We start from the raw sequence: 24,512 nt of genomic DNA, 5'->3' as shown, positions 1-24,512 counted from the left end.
GCCGAAATAGGCAGAGGGATTTAAGGGAATTTAGGAAAAATTGGGGTATAATGACTACATATTTTGATTGATTTTGATTGATTTAGTTTAATCAAAAATGTGGAGGTGAATCCATTTGAAAATACAGGACCCGATCAGAATTAATATGGATCCACGTTTATCAACAACCGACAGGACGTATGTCAACTCAGCATCTTTTCAAAAAATTATTAACTCATATTCCAAAGAGCTTAGTCAGGATCTCCTCGAACAGATGTTGCAAGGAATTGATCAACAAGGGCAAAAGTTAAGCGAGAATCGAACATTACTTGAATTACGCAAGTACAAGGACTTGGTTAAACAATTTATGGGTGAAGTAACAAAGAACGGATTAGGTTTGTATCAAACAGAAAACTGGGACCCTTATAGCGGTAGCAAGACCTTAAAGACTACCCAGGTGCTCGACCGTAAATTAATAGAATTAACCGATCACTTACTAAACCAACAAAATGATAGATTGTCGATATTGGAACGAGTCGGAGAAATCAAAGGATTGTTGATTAACCTCTATACGTGAAAGGAAGAATCAGGTGCTTAACTATTTAAATGCAACACTTTTAGGCCTTAATTTGCTTGGGGTGGTTATTTTGGTTGTTCGTGGTACATTCGAGCGGAAAAATTCTTTTGGTCAGGAACTGCAGCTGAAAATAATTGACGACCAAAAAAAATTATCCCGAGAAATGACTGTATTAAAACGGACAATTGAAGATTATCAAACTATATTTTTGCAGGAGTCCGAACGCCAGAGGGCAGAGCGACAAGTTTTTGAAGCATCCGTTCAAACTGTAACAAATTCGAAGCGAGAGCAAGAATTGTTTTTAAATGACCGTTACAAAGAGATTTTTGATTTGCAGAAAAAGGGTCTATCTGCTGAACAAATTGCTAAAAAATTAGAAAAAGGCTGTGGCGAAATATCGTTCATTTTACAATTAGCAGCCAAAGCCCGGAACTAAGAATGGGGGTTTAATATGTTAAGAGGGTTGTACTCTGCAGCTTCAGGAATGTTTTCACTGGAGCGAAGACAAGAAACGCTAGCTGATAATCTCGCCAATGTTCAAACACCGGGATATAAGAAGGATGATACGGTCCTTCGAGCATTCCCAAAATTATTAATCCAAAGAATCCAGGATTTTAATGAAAATGGAACAATACCTGTAGCTGGTGCACCGCTATTACCGGGACAAGTTACAACAATCGGGAATCTCTATAATGGTGTCTATGCGCAGGAAAATATTCCAAGCTTCAATCAAGGGACTCTAGTCCAAACTGATAATCCACTGGACATTGCTATAGATGATCAAGCGATTCCTTCTCAGGTAATCAATGGCAAACAAGTAAAGCCGTCCGCATTTTTTGCCGTTCAGCTCGCAAACGGAACGGTTGGATACACGAGAAATGGGAAATGGGATTTAGATGCTAATGGACATGTAGTGACTTCAGAGGGTTATCTTGTGCTTGGCGCTGATCACCAACCTATCAAAATTACCAATAGTATTAGCAAAGAGGATTTGCAAATTAACTCGGATGGCAAAATCATTGCTTATCCTAGTGATCCTGCCAAAACCAAGAATATTGGTCAGGTTGGATTAGCTTTGGAAAAAAATCCATTTGAACTTCGCCGGCTTGGAGGAAATGTATATCAGTCTGCAAATCCTCTGCCGTTCATCCAAAACACGGGAGCTATAAATCCTGGAATTTCACTGCAACAAGGATTTATTGAACAGTCAAATGTCGATCCAGGGCAAACAATGTCGGACATGATGATGACGGTGCGGGGATACGAGGCAAATCAAAAGGTATTAGGTGTATATGATCAATCATTACAACAACTATACTCTGTTGGTAAGCTTAACGGCTAATTCATCACTAAAAGGAGAACATGGATTTGAACACATCATTATATATTTCTTCCGGTGCTTTACAAGCGTTCCAACAGAAAATTGATACTTCAGCAAACAATGTTGCCAATGTGAACACAAATGGTTTTAAACGCAAGGACCAAAGCTTTTCGGAAATTTTAGCTTCTCAAATTAATAACCAGGGCCGTACTGATCAGGAAATCGGCAGGCTCACTCCCAATGGGATTCGGGTAAGTTATGGTACACGTACAGGACTAACCCAGCTCGATATGGAACAGGGGCAAGCCATCCAAACAGGTAATCCTTTTGACATAATGATCCAAGGTAAGGGATTTTTTCAGGTCAGCGATCCTTCTGGAAATCCAGGGGCAGCAAGAAATGTTAGGTACACAAGGGACGGAAATTTCCATCTTAGTCCTGATCCTCTTAAACCGGGAAGCTATAATCTAGTAAATCCAAATGGGGGATTATTGCTGGACCAAAATGGCGCTCCGATAGAATTGGATGGAAATCTTGATGTAAACATTGATTCTACAGGGCAAATTCAACTGAAAAATAAAAACGTCCAGGGGACTGCTTTCCTTTCACCACAGCGGGTTGGTGTGGTTGATATCCAAAATCCCCATCTATTAAAAGATGTCGGTGATAATGAATTTACTTTTGATACTACTGTTTTACCTAATGGTACCACTGCTGCGAACTATGTAAGAAACATGCAGCCTGGTGAGGCTCAGGTTTCTTCCGGTGTTTTAGAAGGTTCAAATGTGGATTTGACGAAAGAAATGACGGATTTGATGACCTCTCAAAGGGGCTTTCAAATGAATGCAAAAGCAGTTTCCTATGCGGATCAGATGATGGGGATAGCGAATAGCATATTAAAATAATGAATTTGAGTTTTTGAGGCGCATTGCGTCTCTTTTTTTATTTCCTAATTGACTGTTAGAAATTTCGATGAATTTTGTAAAAAAGACTAAACCTATAAATGGCCTAACCGATAATAAATAGTACAAAGGATTTCTTGATAGCAATTTAGAAAAAGATTATCTATCTTTATCAAATTTTTTCAGAAGATGCTAAACAAAAATTTTGATTCACCGATAATAGTTACTACCAATGAAATCCTCAATTGGTGTAAAAAAGAATTATTGGTTAAATTTGATTGAATTGCTAAACCATTTGTTTGATATTCCGATAATAGTAATCAAGGAAAACAATTTGAACCATAGGAGGATGGTAACCATGCTGATTGTGGGCAGAGAGATAGGTCAGTCTGTAATTATAGGTGAGGAAATAAAAGTTACCGTTCTGCAAGTAGGTTCAAAACCCCGCTTAGTTATCGATTCACCAATGAACACTAAAATTAAAAGAGTAAAACAGAGTCAAAACGAGATTGGTAACTTAAAAAATGGCGCACGAAAAGTTGGGACGACGATGTTAATTGGAGACGTGATAAAAGTCAGCATTCTTCAAACAGAATCTGGATTGCTCCGCTTTGCGATCGATGCACCTAAAGAAATTAATGTCTTTCGTGAAGAGATTTATCAAAACAAAAAACGTGGTTTAAATCAAATTGAGAACCAAAATTTTATGGCATTTGATTGCAATAATCAAAACATTATCAGTGTAATTCAAATGTAAAGAGCAATACTGACTTCGCTTAAAGAGCCTTAGGCTTTTTATATAAATAATAATAAGTGAACTTTTATGTTCACAAAAAATCAAGGAGGAAATTACATTATGATTATTAACTACAATTCTATGGCTGCAAACTCACTTCGTCAGTTAGGTGTAAACACTGCCAATCAAGCAAAATCTACGGAAAAACTTTCATCTGGTCTTCGCATCAACCGTGCTGGTGACGATGCTGCAGGTCTAGCAATCTCTGAAAAAATGCGTGGACAAATTCGTGGTTTGGATCAAGCTAGCCGTAATTCTCAAGATGGTATCTCTCTTATTCAAACAGCTGAAGGTGCGTTGAATGAGACTCACGATATTCTACAACGTATGCGTGAATTGGCTGTTCAATCTTCGAACGATACAAACACTGCTACAGATCGTACTGCAATCCAGGGTGAAACTGATCAACTTGCAAAAGAGATCACTCGTATCTCCAACACTACTGAGTTTAACACTAAGAAATTACTTGATGGATCTCAAGATTCTAAGTCTCTTGTGAAAAATGCTGCAGATTTAACTTTCCAAATTGGCGCAAATGAAAACCAAACTATCCAATTAACCATTCATGCGATGGATGCTAAATCTCTCGGTGTAGACGATGGTACTGGGTCTGTCGCAAATAACGGTGGAGATGCAGTAGCAAAAGCAGGTATTGATTTATCTACTTCTGCAAAAGCTACAGCAGCGATTACTACCATTGATAGTGCAATCAATACTGTTTCGTTAGAGCGATCTAACCTTGGTGCATACCAAAACCGTTTGGAGCACACAATTAACAACTTAGGCACAGCTTCTGAAAATATTTCTGGTGCTGAATCACGTATACGTGACGTTGATATGGCAAAAGGTGTTATGGAAAATACAAAGAATGGTATCCTTGCTCAGGCTGCTCAAGCTATGCTTGCTCAAGCAAACCAACAGCCACAACAGGTTCTTCAATTATTACGTTAATTTTTCTAGAAGTAACTCATATAGACCTTGGATTTTTTTCAAGGTCTATTTTTTCGCAATTACTGGAAAATAGCAATGGGCGGTTTAATACAAATTATGTATCAATTGATAAATTAATCGGTAGTTGTTTGAAACCAATTTTATATGCTGAAATGATCATTTAATCCATACTTTTAGGTTACTCAAACCGAATATATCAAGGAATAATTGTAGTTGTATTCATATACATATAAATTCTTCTATAACAAAATAGATTAATCAGCATCTATTGATGTTAAAATTCCTAAAATTTTCACTTACCTCCCCAATTTTCCAAAATTCATCGAAAGAAGGAAATCAACCATGAATTTGCAGTCTACAACGTTGAAAAGAACCATGCTTGTACCACAGTATATGAGAACATTTACTTGTATAGGATCAGAATGTGAAGATAGTTGTTGTGTTGGCTGGCAAGTAAGCATAGATGAAAAAACATTTAAGAAGTATAAACGGGTTCGTAACCAAGACCTATCCCCACTTTTTCAAAAAAATATTACTCGTGTCCGATCCAGTAGCAATCCAAATAACTTTGGGAAAATTAGCATGAACAAAAATGAATGTTGCCCTTTTCTATCTGAAGAAAAACTGTGTAACATCCAATTGAAATTAGGGGAGGGATATTTATCTGAAACCTGTAATTCATATCCAAGAATCCTAAATCAAGTAAATGGCATCTTTGAGCGATCAGCTACGTTGTCTTGTCCTGAGGCGGCGCGTTTAGCATTACTTAACCTAGATGGAATTCAATTTGATGAAGTTGAAGAGGAAGTAGGCATCAATACCGTTATTGCAAAAAGCTTGAAATCAAAACATATGGAAGGAATAGAAAAGTATTTTTGGGAACTTCGTATTTTTACTATACAAATCCTACAAAATCGAACTTACACCTTAGGGGACAGATTAATAATTTTGGGGATGTTCTACCAAAGAGTTGAAGAGATCGTTCAATCTCAACAGTTGGATCTCATTCCTCATCATATCGCTTCTTATATGAATGTTATTCAAGACGGTTCTTTACGAGTAAACTTAGCTAACATTCCGGTACGATATGAGATTCAAATGAAATTAGCGAAGCAATTGGCGGATGCACGGTATAACAAGGGTATAAGTAACCATCGTTTCATGGAATGTTATATTGAAATGATGCAAGGTCTTCAATATTCATCAGATGTTATTACTGATGATACCATCAAATATTATATGGATGCGTTTAATGAATACTATCAGCCTTTTATGAACGAACATGACTATATTTTAGAGAATTATCTTGTAAATTATGTGTACAAGAATTTATTCCCATTCGGTGGGTTTCAATCTGTATTTGACGACTATGTAATGATGATTGTTCATTATGCAATGATCAAGCTTCACCTGATCGGTATGGCTAGCTTTCACAAACAATTAACAACTCAGCTAGTAATAAAACTCATTCAATCCTTTGCGAAAACCATAGAGCATAACAGTCTATTTCTTCGAGGTGTATTTAATCTTCTTAAAGATAACGGATATACAACGATGGCTTACATGTCTATATTAATTAAGAATTAGTAGATTAATGAAATAATGATTGGATACTGAGTGAGTAAATGGTGAAACAACACAAATTTTAATCCTAACCGTGATACGTTTCTTTTTCTAGTGTGCTGCTTACGTTTATATTTATATACTGAACGAAACGAATCCACGGTTGCTAGGATTTGGGTCTTCTTCTTTCCTAAATTAATAAAGATAGTAAACCATTTCAATTCGTGTTGGCTTAACTTTTTTACACTTTATCCAATAATAATCAGCACTGACCATGATTCAACTAATCATTTTCTTAAGCACATTGAATTTTTTAAGACAGTACGGTAAAGGAAAATCTTAGAATGGAGGAAATGAGTATGGTAATGAATGCATCATCTTTACCAAGGCTTACGGGACTTGCTACAGGCATGGATACGGATTCTCTAGTCAAAAAATTAATGGATGCGGAGAAGATTCCACTTAATCAATTAAAACAAAAACAACAAAAAGAAACGTGGCTAAGTGATAGCTACCGTCAATGGAATTCAGATTTATATTCCTTTAAAACAACTACTTTATTAAACACGAAGCTTTCTTCAACGTTCAATACATTTGATGTAACATCAACTCAACCAAGTTCGGTTTCAGGAACCGCTGGGGGTGGCGCGGTAGCAGGAACATATAATATTGCAGTAAAACAGTTGGCTCAATCTGCAAGCTTTACTGGAAATAAAGTAGTGTTAGATCCAACAAAAACTCTAGGTGATACAGCTCAAGGTGCGCGTCAACTCACTGCCAATACATCTATTTCCATTACCGTTTATAACGATCCGCAGAATCCGTCAGCGGCCCAAACGTCAGCGCCCATTGCTATCAACACGACAGATACTATTAATGACGTTATTACTAGGATTAATAGTGCTACCGATTCCTCCGGCAAAAGTTTAGGTTTACAGGCTATGTATGATTCAAACCTACAGCAATTTATTTTAAAGACAAAGGGAACTGGAACAGCAGCAAGAATTGATCTAAGTTCAAATACGGATACGTTAAGTCAATCGTTCTTAAGCAATACACTAGGAGTAGGAACGAATGCATCTGTAACAGGAACTGCGATTACAAACCCAGTAACGATTGGATCGAGTAATAGTCTTTCAATCGATCTTGGTGGGGGTATCAGCTCTAATATAAACTTGACCCAAGGGACATACTCTACACCACAATCGTTAGTTCAGGAAATCAATAATCAAATAGGAAAGAACTTGACATTGGCAACTAAAGTTAGTGCTTCTTTAGATGCCACTGGAAAAATCACGCTAGCATCCGGCACAACTGGGACACAAAGTTCTATAACTGTTAATGGTAATGGAACTTCTTCCTTAGGTTTAAATGCGCCATCTACGGGTACAGGTACAATTGGAACTTTAACAGCGAGTGGACAAAATGCAGACATAATCTTTAACGGTAATGAAATTAATACTTTATCTTCTAACAATGTGACACTAATGGGCATCAATTGGACTTTAAAGAGCCCAACAGTGGATGTCACTGGTAACCCAACAACAACAAGTGTTAATGTTTCCCAGAATATAGACTTAGAAGTTAAAAATATCGAAGATTTCATTAGTAAATATAACGACATTTTGAATAAACTAAATAGCGCTAACAATGAGCCGGTTTATAAAGATTATCAGCCACTTACTGATGATCAACGAAGTGCTATGTCAGATACACAAATTCAACAATGGGAAATAAAAGCAAAGAGCGGTTTATTACATGGAGACAGCATTATAAATGGTTTGATTAATAATTTGAGGAATGATATGGGTTCCACTGTGAATACCGGAAGTAAATATAATTCATTGGCTTCTATTGGTATCGCGTCAAAGAGTTATCAGGATAAGGGAAAGCTCTATGTAGATGAAACAAAGTTAAGAGCCGCCATTCAAACTGATCCAGATGGAGTACGGAATTTGTTTACCCAAATAGGAAGTACAGCTGCTGGAACAAATGGATTACTAAATCATCTTAGTGATGATCTTCAGCAAGGGATTCAAAGTTTAACTGTAAAAGCAGGGATAATAGGTAATTCCCCTTATGATCAAAGTGTGATTGGAAAGTTATTGGGAAGTATCCAGACAGAAATTAATACTCAAAATGACAGACTAAACCAAAAAGAAACGCAATATTATAATCAATTTGCCGCAATGGAAACAGCAGTATCTAAATTTAATTCTCAAAGTTCCTGGCTGGCTCAACAACTGGGCATGGGAGGAAAGTAGACATTCAATGATAGTGTTAATTTTAAACTAGTGCTTTTTAAATAAATAAAAAAATATATCAACCTAAAAACCAGCATAATTCTGTGCTGGTTTTTAATGTATAATTTTACTTATGGCGAATTTATTAAACTTTTTTTCAGCTTAACCGATAACATATAAAAAGGACGGAAAAAAGGAGACCTTTTATGAGAATAAATGACGTGAAATACGGTTTATATATGTACCAAAATCAAACGAATCGTACAAAGCCAAATGCAAGTAAACCATCTAACGCAGATACTGTAACGATTTCATCCAAAGGGCTGGAAATTTCTCAAGCATTGAAATCGGATCAAGTGGAGCGCCAGAATAAAATCGAAAAATTAAAGCAACAAATAGCTGACGGAACCTATCATGTTGATAGTCAGCAAATTGCGAATAAAATGCTTGATTTCTGGAAAAAGTAATTTGATTTCAAAGGTGGATAAATGTGAACGCTTTAGCTAAAATCAAACAAACATTATCGAACATGGTAGATGTGCATCAACAGTTACTGCAATTAGCTCAAGAAAAAAGAGCGATTCTAGTTGAAGGAAAGGTTCCTAAACTCCAAATTGCCATTGGTAAAGAAAGTAAATATACGGATCTTATTCGCCATCTCGAAGAACAAAGAGAGCAGGAAGTTAGAGAATTTTTGTCGGAGATTGGCCTTACTATTCATTCGGTTACCATGGATCAACTAATTAAACTGGTAGATGATCCACTGGAGAGATCATTTCTCACCAAGCTTACGGGACAGCTTAGGGGAATCGTTCATGAGGTCAGCCAGTTGAATAAGAATAATCAGCATCTTATTGAAATGGCTTTATCATATATTCAGTACTCTGTTAACATTCTTATGCCTAAAGAGCCGGTAATAGGTTACGGAATGAAATCATCGGTTCGTTCTATCAAGTTTTTGGATGCAAAAGTTTAATTTTGATATTTTTATATAAACGGAGGGGAGATTATGAGTTCCACGTTTCATGGCTTGGAATTGGGAAAGAGAGCCCTTTTTGCCCAACAAGCCGCTTTAAATACAACAGGTCAAAACATCGCGAATTCTAACACAGCGGGATACACCCGTCAACGGGCAGAGATGCAGGCTACCCCGGCAATGCCTTATCCGGGAATAAACACAGATGTTTCCCCTGCTCAATTAGGAACAGGAGTCGAGGTTAATAAATTAGTACGCTTACGTGAAGATTATTTGGACGTTCAATTCCGTGGGCAAAACAAAGATTTAGGATATTATGAAGCAAAATCTGACACGTATACAAAAATTGAGGAACTGCTTAAAGAGCCATCTGATACAGGGATTGCTTCGACAATGGATCAATTTTGGCAAAGTTTGCAGGAACTTTCCAAGAATCCTGACAGTGCTGCCACACGAGCAGTGGTTCGTCAAAGAGGGGTTGCTGTAACCGAATCTTTTCAATATGTTAATGATTCCTTAAATCAAATGAAAACGGATCTTAACAATGTTATTTCCGTTAATGTTAGTGATGTGAATTCCCTTGCTAAGCAAATTGGGGATGTAAACGATCAAATATCTCGATTGGTGCCAAACAATTATCAACCCAATGACTTGTATGATAAACGGGATCTACTTATTGACCAACTATCTAAACTGGTCAATGTAGATACCAAGCCTTCAGACAATGGAATGGTGGATATTTTTGTTAGTGGACAAGCTTTGGTACAAGGGAAAACAGCTAATACTGTTACATATTTACAAAACGGTGGGTCAAATCAAATTTCCATTGACGCCGGTCAAAATCCTTCGACTACAGGCAATAACCCAGTTAGCTTACAATCAGGAGAATTACTGGGAAGGATCGAAGCAGCAACAAAAATCATCCCTGACTTGCAAAACAGTATCAATCAACTAGCTGATGGATTTGTAAATCAAGTCAATACCATCCATCAGCAAGGGTGGAATTTAGACGATATTTCCAATTCTACAAACAATCCAGCTGTCACTACCGAAAAATTGCCGTTTTTTACTCAAAATGCTGGAAATTGGGTAGTGAATCCAGAGATTATGCAATCCCTTAATAAAATTGCAGCGGCCACCCAAGCTTCTGTCGGAGATGGAACCAATGCGCAGGCGATTGCTAATATTGGTACAGCTATTATTAATTTTAACAATTCAAATTCAACTGTAGATGATTATTATCGTAACATTATTGGGCAGCTGGGTGTAGATTCACAACAGGCTCAGCGGATGCAGGATAACACGCAATCAATTGTTAACCAGGTTGATAATCGTCGCCAGTCCGTTTCGGGCGTATCATTAGATGAAGAAATGTCCAATATGATTCGCTTTCAGCAAGCATATAATGCCGCAGCACGTGTGGTGACAGTCATGGATGAAGTGTTGGATAAGGTCATTAATGGCATGGGAGCAGGCCATTAAGGATGAATAAGTTAATGCGAGGTGCAAAATGAGTTTTCGTATTACACAAAATATGATGAATCAAACGATGTTATCAAATTTACAATCAAACTATCGGGCGTTGGATCAAACCCAAAAACAATTATCTTCAGGTAAGAAAATAGATAAGCCTTCAGATAATCCTGTGACAGCTGTACGATCCATGTACTATCAAAGCTCGTTAAATGAAATTGATCAATATAAACGTAATGCCAGTGATGGGTCAAGTTGGATGCAGACAACAGACGAAGGATTAGACCAGGTCACGCAGGTATTACAAAGGGTTCGAGAATTGACGGTCCAAGCTTCAAATGATACGAATGATCAAAATGCGCGTAATGCCATCGCAGCAGAAATGTCACAATTAAAAGACCATCTTGGGGAGGTGGCAAATTCTGAGATCGGCGGTAAATTTATTTTTGCCGGAACTGACACAAAGACCCCACCATATGATACGTCTCAAAAGCAATTTACCAATACAAATCAACAACCAATCAATTACCAGGTTGGAAAGAGTTCCTCTGTTCAGATCAATGTGAGTGGAGTGGATGTGTTTAATCATAACGGTGGTGTTTTTAAGTTAATTGATACCATTGTAGGTGATATACAGGGAGGAATTAATCCCAACAGTCAATTGAACAATTTAGATGAACAACTTGATAATGTTTTGACACACCGTTCAGAATTAGGAGCACGAGTGAACAGGATGGATTTAAGCAGTTCCCGTTTAGATGATCTGGAGCTTTCCACAAACAATTTATTGTCAGAGGAAGCCGATGTGGATATTGCTAAGGCCATGACCGATTTTTCAGCACAACAAAATGTCTATCGCTCAGCATTGTCTGTTGGTGCTAAAATTATCCAGCCTAGCTTACTTGATTTTTTACGTTAATTTTTTTTTTTAATACATCGATGAGAAACTGCGTATATTCTATGCAGTTTATTTCTTTATAAATCCTATCCATCTAACTAATTGTTAGCTATAGTAGACATTTTTATCAATCATAAAAAAGTGCTGGGAGGAGCCTATGTATCCAAAAGTAAATCAGAACATTATCATTGAAATGAAGGAACACGACAAAATATCTCGATCTATTGTAGCGGAAGTGGGCACCAAAGAAATTCTTCTTAGTTTGCCAATGGACGGAAATATTGTTGGGATGTTAACAGTTGGAACATTATTGGATGTTTCCTTTATTTCAGGTGAAAATAAGTACCTATTCCAAACTGAGATTATTGGAAGAACTGAAGATAAAATACCTTTAATTCGAGTTGCGAAACCGCAAACAAATGAGATTAAAAGGATTCAACTTAGGAATAATTTTCGTGTGAATGCAAATTTACGTCTTGTCATAAACGATTTCGAAACAAATACGCTCAATATTAGTGCAGGTGGGATCTTATTTTCTAGTAAAATAGATTGTCAATTAAAAGAAGGGGAAAAGGTTTCAGGGACTTTGTATATACCTAACATGTTAAAGAAGACAACTGAAATGATCACTTTTCTTGGACTAATCAACCGAATCGACATAATCAATGCTGAACGAAAAAACGTTGCCCTTGAATTTAATCAGATTGATGAACGGAATCAAAACAAAATTATCCAATTTTCTTTTGAAAAACAAAGACAAAATCGATTGAAGGAACGATAGTTAACTATCAAAATAACAAGATTTTATTGCTGACCCTCTTTAAATTAAGAGGGTTTATTTATAACATATACATGAGATTTGTATTGAATACCATACATTAACATGTACAAATCTTAACAGATTATATATAATTAAATGATAAAGGGATATCCATTACTTTTTGAGGTTATCCTTAATCAAATAAAAAAATTAATGATTTATTTTGATAATATAACCTAAAAAAACCACATTTGAACGTAACCTATAGTAGGGAAAGATAGATAGTTTAAAATTACTTCGGTATTAAAATCAAGTTTTTTATAATTAAATCAGATTGGAGGGATTTATGTGAGTTTAAAATCAGCACTATTTGAGATGAGAGATGAGTTGGTAAGCAGTGGAGCTGTACGGTTAGATGAGAATTATTTTCATGAGTTGGAAGCAAAAAATCATTTAAGTGCAGGAACATTGGTTTATTATTTTAATAATTTGATGTTGTTAGGCATAAATAACTCTGACCATGAAAACCAAACTTCTGATGATTCAAAAAAAGTCAATCGAAAATGGAGCAAAAATGAGATTGATTTTATGTTTCAATATATTAAGGAACGCCAAGATGAAGGTGCCCTAAATATTACAGAGATATTGAATGAAATTGCCCAATTATTAAACCGTGGCTATCAATCAGTTAACTATAAATATTATACCCTTGTAAAGTCAAAAGAAAAAAAACAACAAGCTAATCAAAATGAGTTTATTTTTACTACGATCAAAGAGGCAGAGATTCCGGTTATTTCAGTTGAGCCAATTAGTGAAACAACACAAGCTCCTCAATTGAATCCAAGTAATTCTGCTCAAAATGATGATTTATTAGACATTTTGTCAGGCTTAATTACAAACGTTCAACAACTTCCAGGGATCAATTTAAATGAACTTTTAAAAAGTTTATATCAACTTACCAATTTGGCCCTTCAGAATCAGGATGCCGTTCAACAGTTGGAGAGTATAAAAACTGAAACCAATCTTGAGAAAGAAGTTTTGCAAGAAAAATTAAGGAAAAAAGATCAGCAATTGATGCAGGAGAAGAAACGCAATGATGAATTGCAATTAGAAATTGCAAAGATTGTAAATGAAATTTCTGCCTTTAACCAGTTAGGCGATGCTGCAAAAATTCAAAATCTAAAGAAACATAATCAAAGACTAAACTATATAATTGATGGGTCTGGTCTTGTCCTTCAAGTCGGCAGTTAAAAGCTATTCCTTTGAATAGCTTTTTTTAGTTTTTTTCTAATTTTTCCTTAACTTATTTTCTTTCCATCCGATAAATATAAAAAAGCAGGAAATGGAGGATGGCGATGGAGATTTCAAAAATCCCTTCAATTCAAAATCAAACTGCTTCAGATCAACGCCAGAATAATCCAACCCGTGATCAAACACCAATTAAACGCAGATCTGAACAAACAGACAAACAGATACAGGATTCGGTGCGACAGCTAAATATAATGGCCGAACAATCACAAGTCTTCTTAGAATTTAAATTGCATGATAAATCGGGAGAATATTATGTAAAGATGATTGATTCAAAAACCAATGAAGTCATCCGTGAAATTCCTTCAAAAAAAATGTTAGATTATTTTTCGGAAATGAAAAAATTTTTAGGTTTACTAGTTGATAAAAATATATAAGAATTGAATTTTTTTACTAATGAATCTTAGGAAATGGAAAGAGGTAATATCAGTATGACTTTAAGTAATCCTTATCAAGCCTATCAAAGACAAGCAGTCACCACTTCGAAGCCGGAAGAGTTGACTAATATGTTATACCAAGGAATGGTTAAATTCATCCGCATGTCCAAAATGGCTTTGCAAACTAACAAATTAGCGGATTCCCACAGTTATAATCTAAAAGCTCAAGATATTCTTAGTGAGTTAATCGTCACATTGAAACCAGGCTATGCGATGTCAGATTCTCTACTCTCATTATACAATTATATGAATTCCCGTTTAATTGAAGCGAATATGAGAAAAAATGTCGAAATTCTAGATGAAGTAGAAGGGTTTGCTGTTGAACTATCTGAAACCTGGGCGACTGCTATCAAACAAAAAGCCAATGACTAAATCTGTTTTTATCATAGAAGAAATGGCAGAAACCATTTATAAAATCACAGCCGCAATGCAGCACGTACTTAATGACGGAGATTTTGAGGAATTTGAAAAACTGCTTTTAGCTCGACATACAGCGATGAAAAGAATTGATACCTTTAAAGCAGATTACCCGAGCTATCAATATACTACTAAAGAAACAAATTTATTGAAAGATACTTTACAATTAGATCAGTGTATAGAACTTCAATTAAAAGAAAAAATGACGAAAATCCAAACCATTCTAAATCAAATTAAGAAGAATAAACAGTATGCTAAAATTTATCAACCTTATCTGAAACAAACTGATGGAGTATTTATAGATTCAAAAAAATAATGGAAAGGACCTAATTATTTTTACATAAAATTATTATATTCGTTATTGACATAAGAAATATTGGGGTAGAAAATAAAATTAGGTCAAATTACCCATTAATTTCGACAACAAATGATTAATTAGTAGGATATTCGACATTGTTAAAACATTCTATCATGAGAGTTAGAGACCAGTGCAAAAGGAACCTCTAAAAGTCTCGATAAGGGTAAAACTGATGAAAATCAGTGACACAAAGCTAAAGGGGCTAAGGTGCTTTTGCACTATGTCAGCCAGCTGCCGAATGATAAGGGTGTTTTAAATAATCTATATTTTCATTTGGCATCAAAGCCTTCGTGAATGATTTATGATTTTAACCCCGCATTCGATAAATGCGGGGTTAATTTTTTTTGTCCAGCGGTGCAATATTCTATTCTTAAAATTTAGACTATTTATTATAGTAGTAAACTTTTTATTTTTGCAAAAGAAAAACAAATTTACTCTTAAATTTTAAGTTGACCGAGAGGAAGATATCATGATCTACCAGCATCTATTGTCAGACGAGCCTATACAAGGCATGCTCTATAATTTTATGGAATTTAAAAAGAAAAAACCTTTCTTTAAAAATCCAATTAAAATAACGATAGGGAACCCATTAAATGATACCTATTATATGTTGAAAAATATTGTATACAATGAGAAGCAGATTCTTGCCTTAAAAAAAGAACAAGATTCTAACATGATTGTTTTGGTAGAGGCAAAAATCGAAGACGGTCAACTTATCAAAATATCTCGGCTCCCAGATGATTTTATCGGAGGCATCAGCTGGATGTTTGAAGGAATGCTAAATGCCAATTAGAGATCGAATTTAAAATAAGATAAAGGTAAAATAAATTTTATTAATTTTAGAATACATAATAAGAAAGGATGCTATCCATTGATAACAGGAGATAATTGGTTTACTAAAACAATGCTTGTAAATACACTATCTAAAAATGAAAATCTCCAAAGCCAGCAAGGAATTACCCCTTCAAAGGGCAGCAATCCTTTTGCCGAAGTTTTAAATCAATTATTGATGCAATTGGAATCACAAATGGCCGAAGACACTAGTACTGATACCCTTGATCCAAATATAGATTTAGGAAATAACTCCTCTTTGAGTGGTCAAAGCATGGATATTAATGACCCGCTAAGCTTCCAATCCATGAACCTCAATCAAATAAATCCATTGATCGGTAACAGTAATCAAAATTTGCTCATAAAATCTGGCAAACCGTTAAGCTACCAGTCTATAAATCCTGATAAAATTGATCAAGTGTTAAATGGCAAATTAAAAGGTATGGGAAAGACCTTTGTTCAAGCTGGACAGCAATTTAATATCGATCCTGCCCTTCTTGCTGCTATCGCACAACATGAAACCGGTAATGGTCAGTCCAATGCTGCAAGACAAAAAAACAATATTGCGGGCATGATGGGTGTTAATGGTTTGAAATCATATTCCTCGATTGAACAAAGCATAATGGATATGGCTCATAATATAAGTAAAAATTATCTCGGCTCTGGCTTACATACAATATCGATGATTGGTTCCAAGTATGCACCAATTGGTGCAGAAAATGATCCTATTGGTTTAAATAATCATTGGGTAACCGGTGTGACTAAGTATTTTGATCAACTTCGAGTGTAGGATGAATTCATATATTATTTAAAAAAATTATGGATAAAAAACCCTTTATTTAGTATATTGATTTAGTATGATTTTTATTTTGATGCTTATCAAAAAAAATCAAATAAATAGTCTGAAAGGTGAGGATTATTTTGAACAATATTAGCCTTTTACAATCGGCATTAGATGCCTCAAGTTTACGCCAACAAGTCATATCCAATAATTTAGCGAATGCAGAAACCCCTGGATATAAAGCAAAACAAGTAGCTTTTGAGGATATTTTAAAACAACACTTATCCAATCAAACAAATTTTGTTGGAAACCGAACAGACTCTCGACATTTAGTGATTGGTAATACAGTTGACATACCCACTGCACAAACCATGGAAAATACGGAAACTGTTATGCAAAACAACGGAAACAATGTTGATGTCGATCAAGAGATGACCAGCATGTCAAATAATGCTTTGTGGTACTATACACTAACGCAGCAGCTGAACAGTGAATTTCAACAATTATCGATTGCGATTACTGGAAGGGGTTAAGGGCGATGTTTGATTCATTAAATATAAATGCATCCGCCTTATCTGCACAGCGTTTAAGGATGGATGTCATCTCTTCAAATATTGCCAATGCCTCCACAACTCGTGCAACATTGGTAAATGGAAAATGGGAACCATATCGCCGCAAAATGGTTGAAATGGAACCAAGGGAAAAAGCGTTTGATCAGGTATTACAAAGTGAAATTCAAAAACAAACACAGTCTCAATCCAACCTACAAGGTGTAAGGGTAACAGGAATTGTTGATGATCAGACACCATTTAAAATGGTTTACGATCCCTCAAACCCTGATGCTAATACGGATGGATATGTGATGATGCCCAATGTCGATTTATCTAAGGAAATGGTCGATTTACTCGCTGCGTCAAGAGCATATGAAGCGAATGTCACAGCATTTAATTCAGGGAAATCGATGATGTTAAAATCTCTAGAAATAGGTCGTTAGGAGGAATATAGATGAATGTTTCAAGTGTAAGTAGTAGCTCAATCAATTTCAATCAAAATTCTATTCAAAAAACAGAATCAAAATCTTCGTTTGCTGACGTGCTCCAAGGATATTTGCAAAATGTAGATTCAACAGTAAAGCAGGCTGAGGATCTCACTACGAAAGCAGCTGCTGGTGAGGTTGATAATATACATAATGTTACGATTGCTTCGGAAAAAGCGAAGTTAGCACTGGAAATGACGGTTGCGGTGAGGGACAAGGCCGTGGAATCCTATTCAGAAATCATGAGGATGCAATTTTAAGAATTAGGAAAGTTGAGCAGGGTGAGAAATGAATCGATCATGGATAGATCAAATCAAACAATCAAGAGAGAGTTTTAATAAATACTGGGGTGCACGAAGCTCGAAACAAAAATGGTTCATCATTGGTACATTCTTATTTCTTTTCATTGCCATTTCTACGTTTATTTTTTTTGCGTCACGCCCTCAATATGTACCATTGTATACGGGTCAATTGAGCCAGCGGGAAGTAGGAGACATAAAAGCAGAATTGGACAAACAAGGATTTACAAATTATCAAATTTCCCAAAATGGGACGATGTTGCTTGTGCCGCGAAAGGATGCACCCAGTTTAGTCGTTAGTCTTGCTTCAAAAGGCTATCCAAAAGACAACAAAATTAATTACGATGTTTTTGGTCAAAATCTTTCTTTCGGAGCTACAGACCGTCAATATAACATACTTGAACGTGAAGCCATGCAAAATCAAGTGGCAGAAGTTCTTAAGAATGTTGATGGGATTAAGAATGCTGATGTTATTTTGACATTACCTGAAAATTCTGTGTTTGTTAAACAGGATCAACAGCAAAAAGCCAGTGCTTCCGTGATGGTAGAAGTGGAGCCGGGGACACAACTGAACCCTCAGCAAATTCGGGCACTTTATACGTTAGTATCACGTAGTGTTCCGAATCTTCCAGTAGAAAATATCACCATCATGAATCAGTACAGTGAGACCTTAGCGTTGCAAGATTCAAACAATGGGGATCAGGCTCTTGATAAATATGACCAACAGCAAAAAATCCAACAAAATATTCAACGTGATATCCAACAGAATCTACAAAGTTTGCTAGGTAACATTCTTGGAACAGATAAAGTATACGTCAATACGTTTATCAAAATGAATTTTGATCAGGTCAAAACGGAAGAAAAATTAGTGAAACCGACGGATAAGAATAATAACGGAATCGTAATAAGCTCTGAAAAGGATACCAAAACATACACTGGGAAGGGAACAAGCCCTGGTGGGGTTGTGGGAACTGGGTCTACAGATGTTCCTGGTTATGTGGGTGCTAACTCAAGTGGGGATAGTAATTACGATGAAAGTCAAAATAAAGTAAACTATGAGGTTAATCGAATTAATAACGAGATCATTAAAAGCCCTTATCAAATTGATGATATCACGATCAATGTTGGTGTGGAAGGCAGCCCATCAAATCCTAATTCGTTGCCAAAGGCAACACAGGATAGTATTCGTAATATTGTTTCCAATACTGTTCGAACTGCTCTGGGACATCCGAATTTATCTCAAAAAGAAATTGATCAACGGATTACCATTTTCCCCCATTCGTTCGCGACTAGCACATCAATGGCAAGCCAATCAAAAAACAACGGACTATATATTGGTGTGGCTTCAGCTTTAGGTACGCTTTTAGTTGGCGGTTTAATATGGCTGCTGGTACGCCGTAGAAACCAAAATCGCCTGAATATGGAACAGGACTTAAAAGAAACATCGTCAGTTTTAGAAGAAGACTATTTTGTTGAGCAAGATATGACTGTCGAAAGTCAATTGAAAAAATTGCTTGATCAAAGGCCTGAAGACTTTGCTAAAGTTATCAGAACATGGCTGAATGAGGAGGAGGCATAGTTCCCATGGCTACTGCACTAAGATTGAATGGAAGACAAAAAGCAGCAATTTTACTCATTTCGATGGGGAAGGAGACTTCCTCTAAAATATTCAATTATTTGCCAGAGGATGAGATTGATCAGCTTACTCTTTCAATTGCCAATATTCATAAAGTTGATTCCAAGGAAAAAGAGGAAGTTTTGAAAGAATTTCATGAAATGTGCATCGCACAGGATTATTTAGCTACAGGTGGGATCAGTTTTGCACAGGATGTTTTGGAATCGGCTCTAGGGAAAGACCGTGCTAGACAAATCATTCAAAGATTAACAACACAGCTTCAAGTTAAACCTTTTGATTTTGCACGCCGAGTTGATGCTATGCAAATCTATCATTTCTTACAAAATGAGCATCCCCAAACAATCGCTCTCGTATTAGCTCATTTAGAGCAACAACAAGCGTCGACAATACTCTCGTCCTTGCCTGATGAACTTCAATCGGACGTATCTAGACGAATAGCATTGTTAGAACAAACTTCACCAGAAGTGATTAAAGAAGTGGAGCTTATTTTAGAACAAAAATTATCGTCTACCATCCGTCAAGATTATAGTGTGGTAGGGGGAATAGAATCAATTGTCGGTATCCTTAATGGTGTGGACCGAAGCACAGAGAAAAGTATTTTAGAGCAGCTAGGCATGAAAGACCGAGAATTGGTGGAAGAAATCAAAAAGCGGATGTTTGTCTTTGAAGATATCATCAATCTGGATCGACGTGCAATCCAGCGTGTTATTCAAGAAGTGGAAAATCAAGATTTATTACTTTCATTGAAAGCTGCCAGTCCAGAAGTCAAAAAGGTTATATTTGAGAATATGTCTCAACGGATGGTCGAATCATTTGAAGAAGAAATGAAATATCTGGGACCAGTAAGAGTCAAAGATGTTGAGGAATCTCAAGGAAGAATTGTGTCTGTCATTCGCCGCTTAGAGGATGCAGGTGAAATTGTCATTGCCCGAGGTGGAAATGATGAAATCTTACTCTAAAGTTTTTAAATCATCCCATCTTTCTTTAGTAGAGGAAGTAAAAGTAATCACCCAGCCACCTATTTCAATTTACAAAGAGGCAGACGAATCGAATCTAGATGCCTGTCAAGAATCAATTGAGGGGGTCATGGCTCCCCCTATCCAGCAATTGATTGAGGAGGCAAAAGAGCAAGCTCTAGCGATTATCAATAGGGCGGAGCAAAACGCCAGTTTGATAGAATCCACTGCCGCTGAAAAAATCAACAAATGGTGGGAAGAGAACAAATTGCAGTTAGATTCTATGTCTCTTGAAGCCCAACAGCAAGGCTTTGAAGAAGGGTTTACAAAGGGGAAACTTGAAGCGCAGTCCAAGCTGGAAGATGAGTATCAAGGTAAATTAGATCAAGTTAAGCATTTATTACAACTAGCATATGAACAAAAGGAAGAGATAATCTCAGAAGCTGAACCGTTTTTGCTCGAGTTAAGCACTGCTATTGCTTCGCAAATTGTCAAACAGGAATTAGAAAGTTATCCTCAGAAATTTGTAGAGTTAATAAAACAGCATATTCTCCGCTTTAAAGAGAAAGAGAGAATAATAGTTTGTGTACATCCTGATGATTTTAGTTTTATTCAATCACAGCGTGCTCACCTTGTGGCTGTAGTTAATGGAGAAACGGAAATCAAAATTATACCCGACCATTCCGTTTCCTCGAAGGGTTGTATCATACGAACTGCATATGGAAGTGTTGATGCAAGAATCGATACACAAATCGAGGAAATCAAAACCGCTATTTTAGAGGCGAGAAGGGAGACCGGAAGTGGTATTAGCAGCTGATAAATATGTGCAAATCATTCGCAGCATTGACCCAGTAAGAGTAAATGGGAAAATTACCCAAATTATCGGACTTACCCTTGAATCTCAAGGTCCGGATGTACGAATTGGCGAATTATGTTCGATATACCCATCTAAATCTCACACCCCTATTCAAGCTGAAGTAGTAGGTATTAGGGAAAACAAGGTATTACTAATGCCTCTCGGTGAGGTCCAGGCTATAGGACCGGGATGTGACGTGGTCGCTAGTGGCAAACCGATGATGGTAAAGGCTGGTCACCAATTGCTTGGCCGTATTTTAGATGGTTTGGGTCAGCCTATTGATGGAAAACCATTGCCGTTCGGTTTGGATGAAGTGCCTACTTATTCTCCACCGCCTAACCCGCTCAGCAGACCAAGAATCCATTCCCCCTTGGGTGTAGGAGTTCGCACAATTGATGGGTTATTAACAATGGGGAAGGGGCAGCGGATGGGGATTTTTGCCGGTAGTGGAGTGGGTAAAAGCACACTTCTAGGAATGATCTCTCGAAATACGACTGCAGAAGTAAATGTTATCGCCTTAGTTGGAGAGAGAGGACGCGAAGTCCTTGATTTTATTGAACAAAATTTAGGTGAAGAAGGGCTGAAAAAATCAGTTGTCATTGTAGCAACATCGGATCAACCTGCTTTAATCCGTATTAAAGGTGCCCTGACTGCTACTTCTATAGCTGAGTATTTCCGTGATCAAGGAAAGGATGTATTACTTGTAATGGATTCAGTAACCCGTTTTGCGATGGCGCAAAGGGAAATTGGATTAGCCATTGGTGAACCTCCTACAACTAAAGGGTATACTCCATCAGTGTTTGCTATGCTTCCACAGCTATTGGAGCGGGCAGGGACTGGGCCTAAAGGGTCCATTTCGGCCATTTATACGGTCTTGGTAGATGGAGATGACATGAACGAACCAATTGCAGATGCAGTTAGAGGTATTTTAGATGGACATATTGTCCTAAACCGTTCCATTGCAGGGAAAGGAATTTTCCCGGCCATAGATGTTTTAAATAGTACAAGCAGGGTTATGACGGAAATTACCTCTGATGAACATCTAAACGCGGCGCGAAACTTCAAGAAAATTCTGGCCTCTTATAACGAGACTGAAGACTTAATCAATATTGGGGCTTATAAAAAAGGCTCGAATCGTGACATCGATACAGCCATGCGCCTCAAGCCCCAAATGGATCACTTCCTACGTCAAGGTATTTTTGAAACTGCACAGCTAGAGGATACGAGATCCTTCTTAATATCACAGTTTGGAGCAATGATGCGATGAAATTTCAGTTTTCCTTTCAAAAAGTCCTTGATTTCAAAGAAAAAGAAAAAGATCTGGCACAAGAAGAATTTGGCACGATCAAACTTCAACAATTGGAACTTCAGGAGCAAATAGAAGAGTTAGAATCGGTTAAAGACAAGTTTTTTAACCAATATGATGAAGTTGACCGAAAGTCAATATGGGAGATATTGCAGTTACAACAAGAGATTGATCATGTATCCGTGCAAAAAAAACGGTTGGAGAACCAATCAAAGAAAATCTTTCAGGAAGTAGAACAAAAACATCAGGTGCTTATTGAAAAAACACAAGAAGCTAAAATGTGGAAGCAATGGAAAGTGAAGTCCAAGGACTCTTTTCAAAAGCAGCTTGAGCGCAAAGAACAAGGCATGTTGGATGAAATGGCGGTCTTGCGATATTCTCGAAGGATATGAGGAGAGAAACAGATGGAAGAGAAACAAGATAGAAAACTGGGATCCATTTTTTTTTGGGGTATTCCAATAATTTTTACCGTCATACTTGTCGTTATCATTGTAAATTTCTTAGATATTCCCGTGTGGAAAACATTTCAAGAATGGGGAAGTAAAGTTCCTGTTATTAACCAAATTATTCATGCTCCAGAACCAGTTCAAACAACAAGCAATGATAATCAGGACGTCTGGAAACAGCAATATCTAAAAATCGATGCACAGCTAAAAGAGAAAGACCAAAAAATATCAGAATTGAACAAACAACTAAGTTCTAATCAAAAAGATTTTGATAATTTTAAAAAAAGCAATCAAGAAATGCAGAAACAGCAGGATAAAAAGCTATCCCAAGAATATCAAGATCGGATGAAGAAAATAGCGGCTATTTATTCGAACCTGGATCCATCTAAAGCTGCTGTAATGATTGAATCGATGAGCTTAGAGGATGCTGCATTAACATTTTCTCAACTAGACCAGAACCTTCAAAGCAATATCCTTGGGAGCATGAAAGACGCCAAAAAAGCCGCTCAAATTACCATGATTCTCAGTGAAATACCAGCGCTTAATGAAACCGATCCAACTTCTTTAAAAGGGCAGATACATGATCTAATCCAAAATCAGGAAAATCCAACCCAAACCTTAGCCGATACGATTTCAGGAATGCCGCCGGCACAGTCTGCTGGTATTATTCAATCCATGATGGGAACGAACTCTCAAGTAGCAATGAATGTTATGAAAAATATCAGCACTGGAAATCGTGTCCAGATTTTAACGGAAATAGCGAAAATCGATGCTAAACTAGCCGCCCAAATAACGACCAACTTAAACAACTAGAAATAACTCCAAGGAAGGAGAAAATCATGAAATACTCCCTATTTTTTTTACTAGCGTTCTTTTCCCTTTTTTCTTTTCAAACCACAATTTTTGCCGCAGGTACCACATCTTCCGGCGATCATTCTGTCTATGACACGATAAATAAAAGTACGGAAAAAACGTCACCCCACTCACAAAAAGTCGTGGATAGTCAGTCGCCTTCATTATTTCCCTTATTGATAAAATTTATTGTTTCATTTGCCTTGGTCATTGTCTTAATAGTTGTGTTATTACGATTCCTATCAAAAAAAAATCGTTTAATGCAATCCAATGGCCCCATTCTTCCTTTAGGAGGTCACGTTTTGGGGAATAACCGTTCTCTGCAGGTTGTCCTCATTGGTCAGACAATTTATATTATCGGGGTTGGTGAAACCATTTCATTGATTCGTTCAATATCCCAAGGTGAAGAATATCAGCATTTACTAGAAAGCTATGAAAATCAAGCGGAAGGGCTTTCATCAAAGTGGATTCCTCAGGATCCAAAAAAAATGTGGAATTCTGTTTTTCGAAAACATATCGAAAAGATGCAGAAAGAAAATGGAGGGGAGTAGGAA

At 36.7% G+C, this 24,512-nt stretch carries 29 protein-coding genes and 1 riboswitch; all 29 genes read left to right on the top strand.

Features of this window, described 5'->3' with window-relative positions:
* Positions 1-115: 115 nt before the first annotated feature.
* The 29 genes from J2S10_RS13670 (at position 116) to J2S10_RS13530 (ending at position 24,509) form a co-directional block, all read left to right on the top strand.
* The gene (locus J2S10_RS13670; RefSeq protein ID WP_307408626.1) at positions 116-556 is read left to right on the top strand and encodes a YaaR family protein; all 441 of its coding nucleotides are present in this window, start codon (positions 116-118) and stop codon (positions 554-556) included.
* A 13-nt stretch (positions 557-569) separates the two neighbouring features.
* The gene (locus J2S10_RS13665) at positions 570-992 is read left to right on the top strand and encodes a DUF6115 domain-containing protein (protein WP_307408624.1); all 423 of its coding nucleotides are present in this window, start codon (positions 570-572) and stop codon (positions 990-992) included.
* Positions 993-1,007: 15 nt separating this feature from the next.
* Complete coding sequence (locus tag J2S10_RS13660; RefSeq protein WP_307408622.1) at positions 1,008-1,898, top strand: flagellar hook-basal body protein; 891 nt, start codon at positions 1,008-1,010, stop codon at positions 1,896-1,898.
* Positions 1,899-1,924: 26 nt separating this feature from the next.
* Positions 1,925-2,782, top strand: a complete 858-nt coding sequence (locus J2S10_RS13655; protein WP_307408620.1) for a flagellar hook-basal body protein — start codon at positions 1,925-1,927, stop codon at positions 2,780-2,782.
* Positions 2,783-3,137: 355 nt separating this feature from the next.
* A complete protein-coding gene (locus J2S10_RS13650; protein ID WP_307408618.1) occupies positions 3,138-3,536 on the top strand; it encodes a carbon storage regulator in 399 nt (132 codons plus the stop codon).
* Between the two features lie 99 nt (positions 3,537-3,635).
* Positions 3,636-4,526, top strand: a complete 891-nt coding sequence (gene hag, locus J2S10_RS13645) for a flagellin Hag (protein ID WP_307408616.1) — start codon at positions 3,636-3,638, stop codon at positions 4,524-4,526.
* 348 nt (positions 4,527-4,874) lie between these two features.
* Positions 4,875-6,113 (top strand): flagellin lysine-N-methylase, encoded by a 1,239-nt coding sequence (fliB, locus tag J2S10_RS13640; protein WP_307408614.1) that lies wholly within the window; start codon positions 4,875-4,877, stop codon positions 6,111-6,113.
* A 335-nt stretch (positions 6,114-6,448) separates the two neighbouring features.
* The gene (fliD, locus tag J2S10_RS13635) at positions 6,449-8,353 is read left to right on the top strand and encodes a flagellar filament capping protein FliD (RefSeq protein ID WP_307408612.1); all 1,905 of its coding nucleotides are present in this window, start codon (positions 6,449-6,451) and stop codon (positions 8,351-8,353) included.
* A gap of 185 nt (positions 8,354-8,538) precedes the next feature.
* Positions 8,539-8,799 carry a flagellar biosynthesis anti-sigma factor FlgM gene (gene flgM / locus J2S10_RS13630; protein WP_307408610.1) on the top strand — a complete coding sequence of 87 codons (261 nt, stop codon included), beginning with the start codon at positions 8,539-8,541 and terminating at the stop codon, positions 8,797-8,799.
* 23 nt (positions 8,800-8,822) lie between these two features.
* The gene (locus tag J2S10_RS13625; protein WP_307408608.1) at positions 8,823-9,308 is read left to right on the top strand and encodes a flagellar protein FlgN; all 486 of its coding nucleotides are present in this window, start codon (positions 8,823-8,825) and stop codon (positions 9,306-9,308) included.
* A gap of 33 nt (positions 9,309-9,341) precedes the next feature.
* The gene (gene flgK, locus J2S10_RS13620) at positions 9,342-10,790 is read left to right on the top strand and encodes a flagellar hook-associated protein FlgK (RefSeq protein WP_307408606.1); all 1,449 of its coding nucleotides are present in this window, start codon (positions 9,342-9,344) and stop codon (positions 10,788-10,790) included.
* A gap of 28 nt (positions 10,791-10,818) precedes the next feature.
* Positions 10,819-11,700: a flagellar hook-associated protein FlgL gene (flgL, locus tag J2S10_RS13615; RefSeq protein ID WP_307408604.1), complete on the top strand. Its 882-nt coding sequence runs from the start codon at positions 10,819-10,821 to the stop codon at positions 11,698-11,700.
* A gap of 136 nt (positions 11,701-11,836) precedes the next feature.
* Positions 11,837-12,460 (top strand): flagellar brake protein, encoded by a 624-nt coding sequence (locus J2S10_RS13610; protein ID WP_307408601.1) that lies wholly within the window; start codon positions 11,837-11,839, stop codon positions 12,458-12,460.
* A 327-nt stretch (positions 12,461-12,787) separates the two neighbouring features.
* Positions 12,788-13,690 (top strand): hypothetical protein, encoded by a 903-nt coding sequence (locus tag J2S10_RS13605; protein WP_307408599.1) that lies wholly within the window; start codon positions 12,788-12,790, stop codon positions 13,688-13,690.
* 104 nt (positions 13,691-13,794) lie between these two features.
* Positions 13,795-14,124: a flagellar protein FlaG gene (locus tag J2S10_RS13600; protein ID WP_307408597.1), complete on the top strand. Its 330-nt coding sequence runs from the start codon at positions 13,795-13,797 to the stop codon at positions 14,122-14,124.
* 54 nt (positions 14,125-14,178) lie between these two features.
* Positions 14,179-14,556 carry a flagellar export chaperone FliS gene (fliS, locus tag J2S10_RS13595; RefSeq protein WP_307408595.1) on the top strand — a complete coding sequence of 126 codons (378 nt, stop codon included), beginning with the start codon at positions 14,179-14,181 and terminating at the stop codon, positions 14,554-14,556.
* Positions 14,504-14,917: a hypothetical protein gene (locus J2S10_RS13590; RefSeq protein WP_307408593.1), complete on the top strand. Its 414-nt coding sequence runs from the start codon at positions 14,504-14,506 to the stop codon at positions 14,915-14,917. Before fliS ends, J2S10_RS13590 begins: the two co-directional genes overlap by 53 nt.
* 194 nt (positions 14,918-15,111) lie before the next feature.
* Positions 15,112-15,198, top strand: a riboswitch (cyclic di-GMP riboswitch).
* Between the two features lie 230 nt (positions 15,199-15,428).
* On the top strand, positions 15,429-15,752 hold the full coding sequence (locus tag J2S10_RS13585) for a hypothetical protein (protein ID WP_307408591.1): 324 nt from the start codon (positions 15,429-15,431) through the stop codon (positions 15,750-15,752).
* Positions 15,753-15,830: 78 nt separating this feature from the next.
* Positions 15,831-16,580, top strand: a complete 750-nt coding sequence (locus J2S10_RS13580; protein ID WP_307408590.1) for a glucosaminidase domain-containing protein — start codon at positions 15,831-15,833, stop codon at positions 16,578-16,580.
* 131 nt (positions 16,581-16,711) lie between these two features.
* On the top strand, positions 16,712-17,104 hold the full coding sequence (gene flgB / locus J2S10_RS13575) for a flagellar basal body rod protein FlgB (RefSeq protein WP_307408588.1): 393 nt from the start codon (positions 16,712-16,714) through the stop codon (positions 17,102-17,104).
* A 5-nt stretch (positions 17,105-17,109) separates the two neighbouring features.
* Complete coding sequence (gene flgC / locus J2S10_RS13570) at positions 17,110-17,565, top strand: flagellar basal body rod protein FlgC (protein ID WP_307408586.1); 456 nt, start codon at positions 17,110-17,112, stop codon at positions 17,563-17,565.
* 11 nt (positions 17,566-17,576) lie between these two features.
* A complete protein-coding gene (gene fliE / locus J2S10_RS13565) occupies positions 17,577-17,867 on the top strand; it encodes a flagellar hook-basal body complex protein FliE (protein ID WP_307408584.1) in 291 nt (96 codons plus the stop codon).
* Positions 17,868-17,895: 28 nt separating this feature from the next.
* On the top strand, positions 17,896-19,485 hold the full coding sequence (gene fliF / locus J2S10_RS13560; protein WP_307408582.1) for a flagellar basal-body MS-ring/collar protein FliF: 1,590 nt from the start codon (positions 17,896-17,898) through the stop codon (positions 19,483-19,485).
* A gap of 5 nt (positions 19,486-19,490) precedes the next feature.
* Positions 19,491-20,501, top strand: coding sequence for a flagellar motor switch protein FliG (gene fliG, locus J2S10_RS13555; RefSeq protein WP_307408579.1), 1,011 nt, complete (start codon positions 19,491-19,493; stop codon positions 20,499-20,501).
* The gene (locus tag J2S10_RS13550; RefSeq protein ID WP_307408576.1) at positions 20,485-21,315 is read left to right on the top strand and encodes a FliH/SctL family protein; all 831 of its coding nucleotides are present in this window, start codon (positions 20,485-20,487) and stop codon (positions 21,313-21,315) included. Before fliG ends, J2S10_RS13550 begins: the two co-directional genes overlap by 17 nt.
* A complete protein-coding gene (gene fliI, locus J2S10_RS13545; protein WP_307408574.1) occupies positions 21,299-22,621 on the top strand; it encodes a flagellar protein export ATPase FliI in 1,323 nt (440 codons plus the stop codon). The genes J2S10_RS13550 and fliI overlap by 17 nt, the downstream gene beginning before the upstream one ends.
* Positions 22,618-23,052 (top strand): flagellar export protein FliJ, encoded by a 435-nt coding sequence (locus J2S10_RS13540; protein WP_307408572.1) that lies wholly within the window; start codon positions 22,618-22,620, stop codon positions 23,050-23,052. Before fliI ends, J2S10_RS13540 begins: the two co-directional genes overlap by 4 nt.
* Positions 23,053-23,064: 12 nt before the next feature.
* The gene (locus tag J2S10_RS13535; RefSeq protein ID WP_307408570.1) at positions 23,065-23,919 is read left to right on the top strand and encodes a MotE family protein; all 855 of its coding nucleotides are present in this window, start codon (positions 23,065-23,067) and stop codon (positions 23,917-23,919) included.
* A 26-nt stretch (positions 23,920-23,945) separates the two neighbouring features.
* On the top strand, positions 23,946-24,509 hold the full coding sequence (locus J2S10_RS13530) for a flagellar biosynthetic protein FliO (protein WP_307408569.1): 564 nt from the start codon (positions 23,946-23,948) through the stop codon (positions 24,507-24,509).
* The last annotated feature ends 3 nt before the right edge of the window (positions 24,510-24,512 follow it).

The organism is Neobacillus ginsengisoli (assembly GCF_030813055.1).
This window is presented reverse-complemented; position numbering and strand designations above follow the sequence as displayed.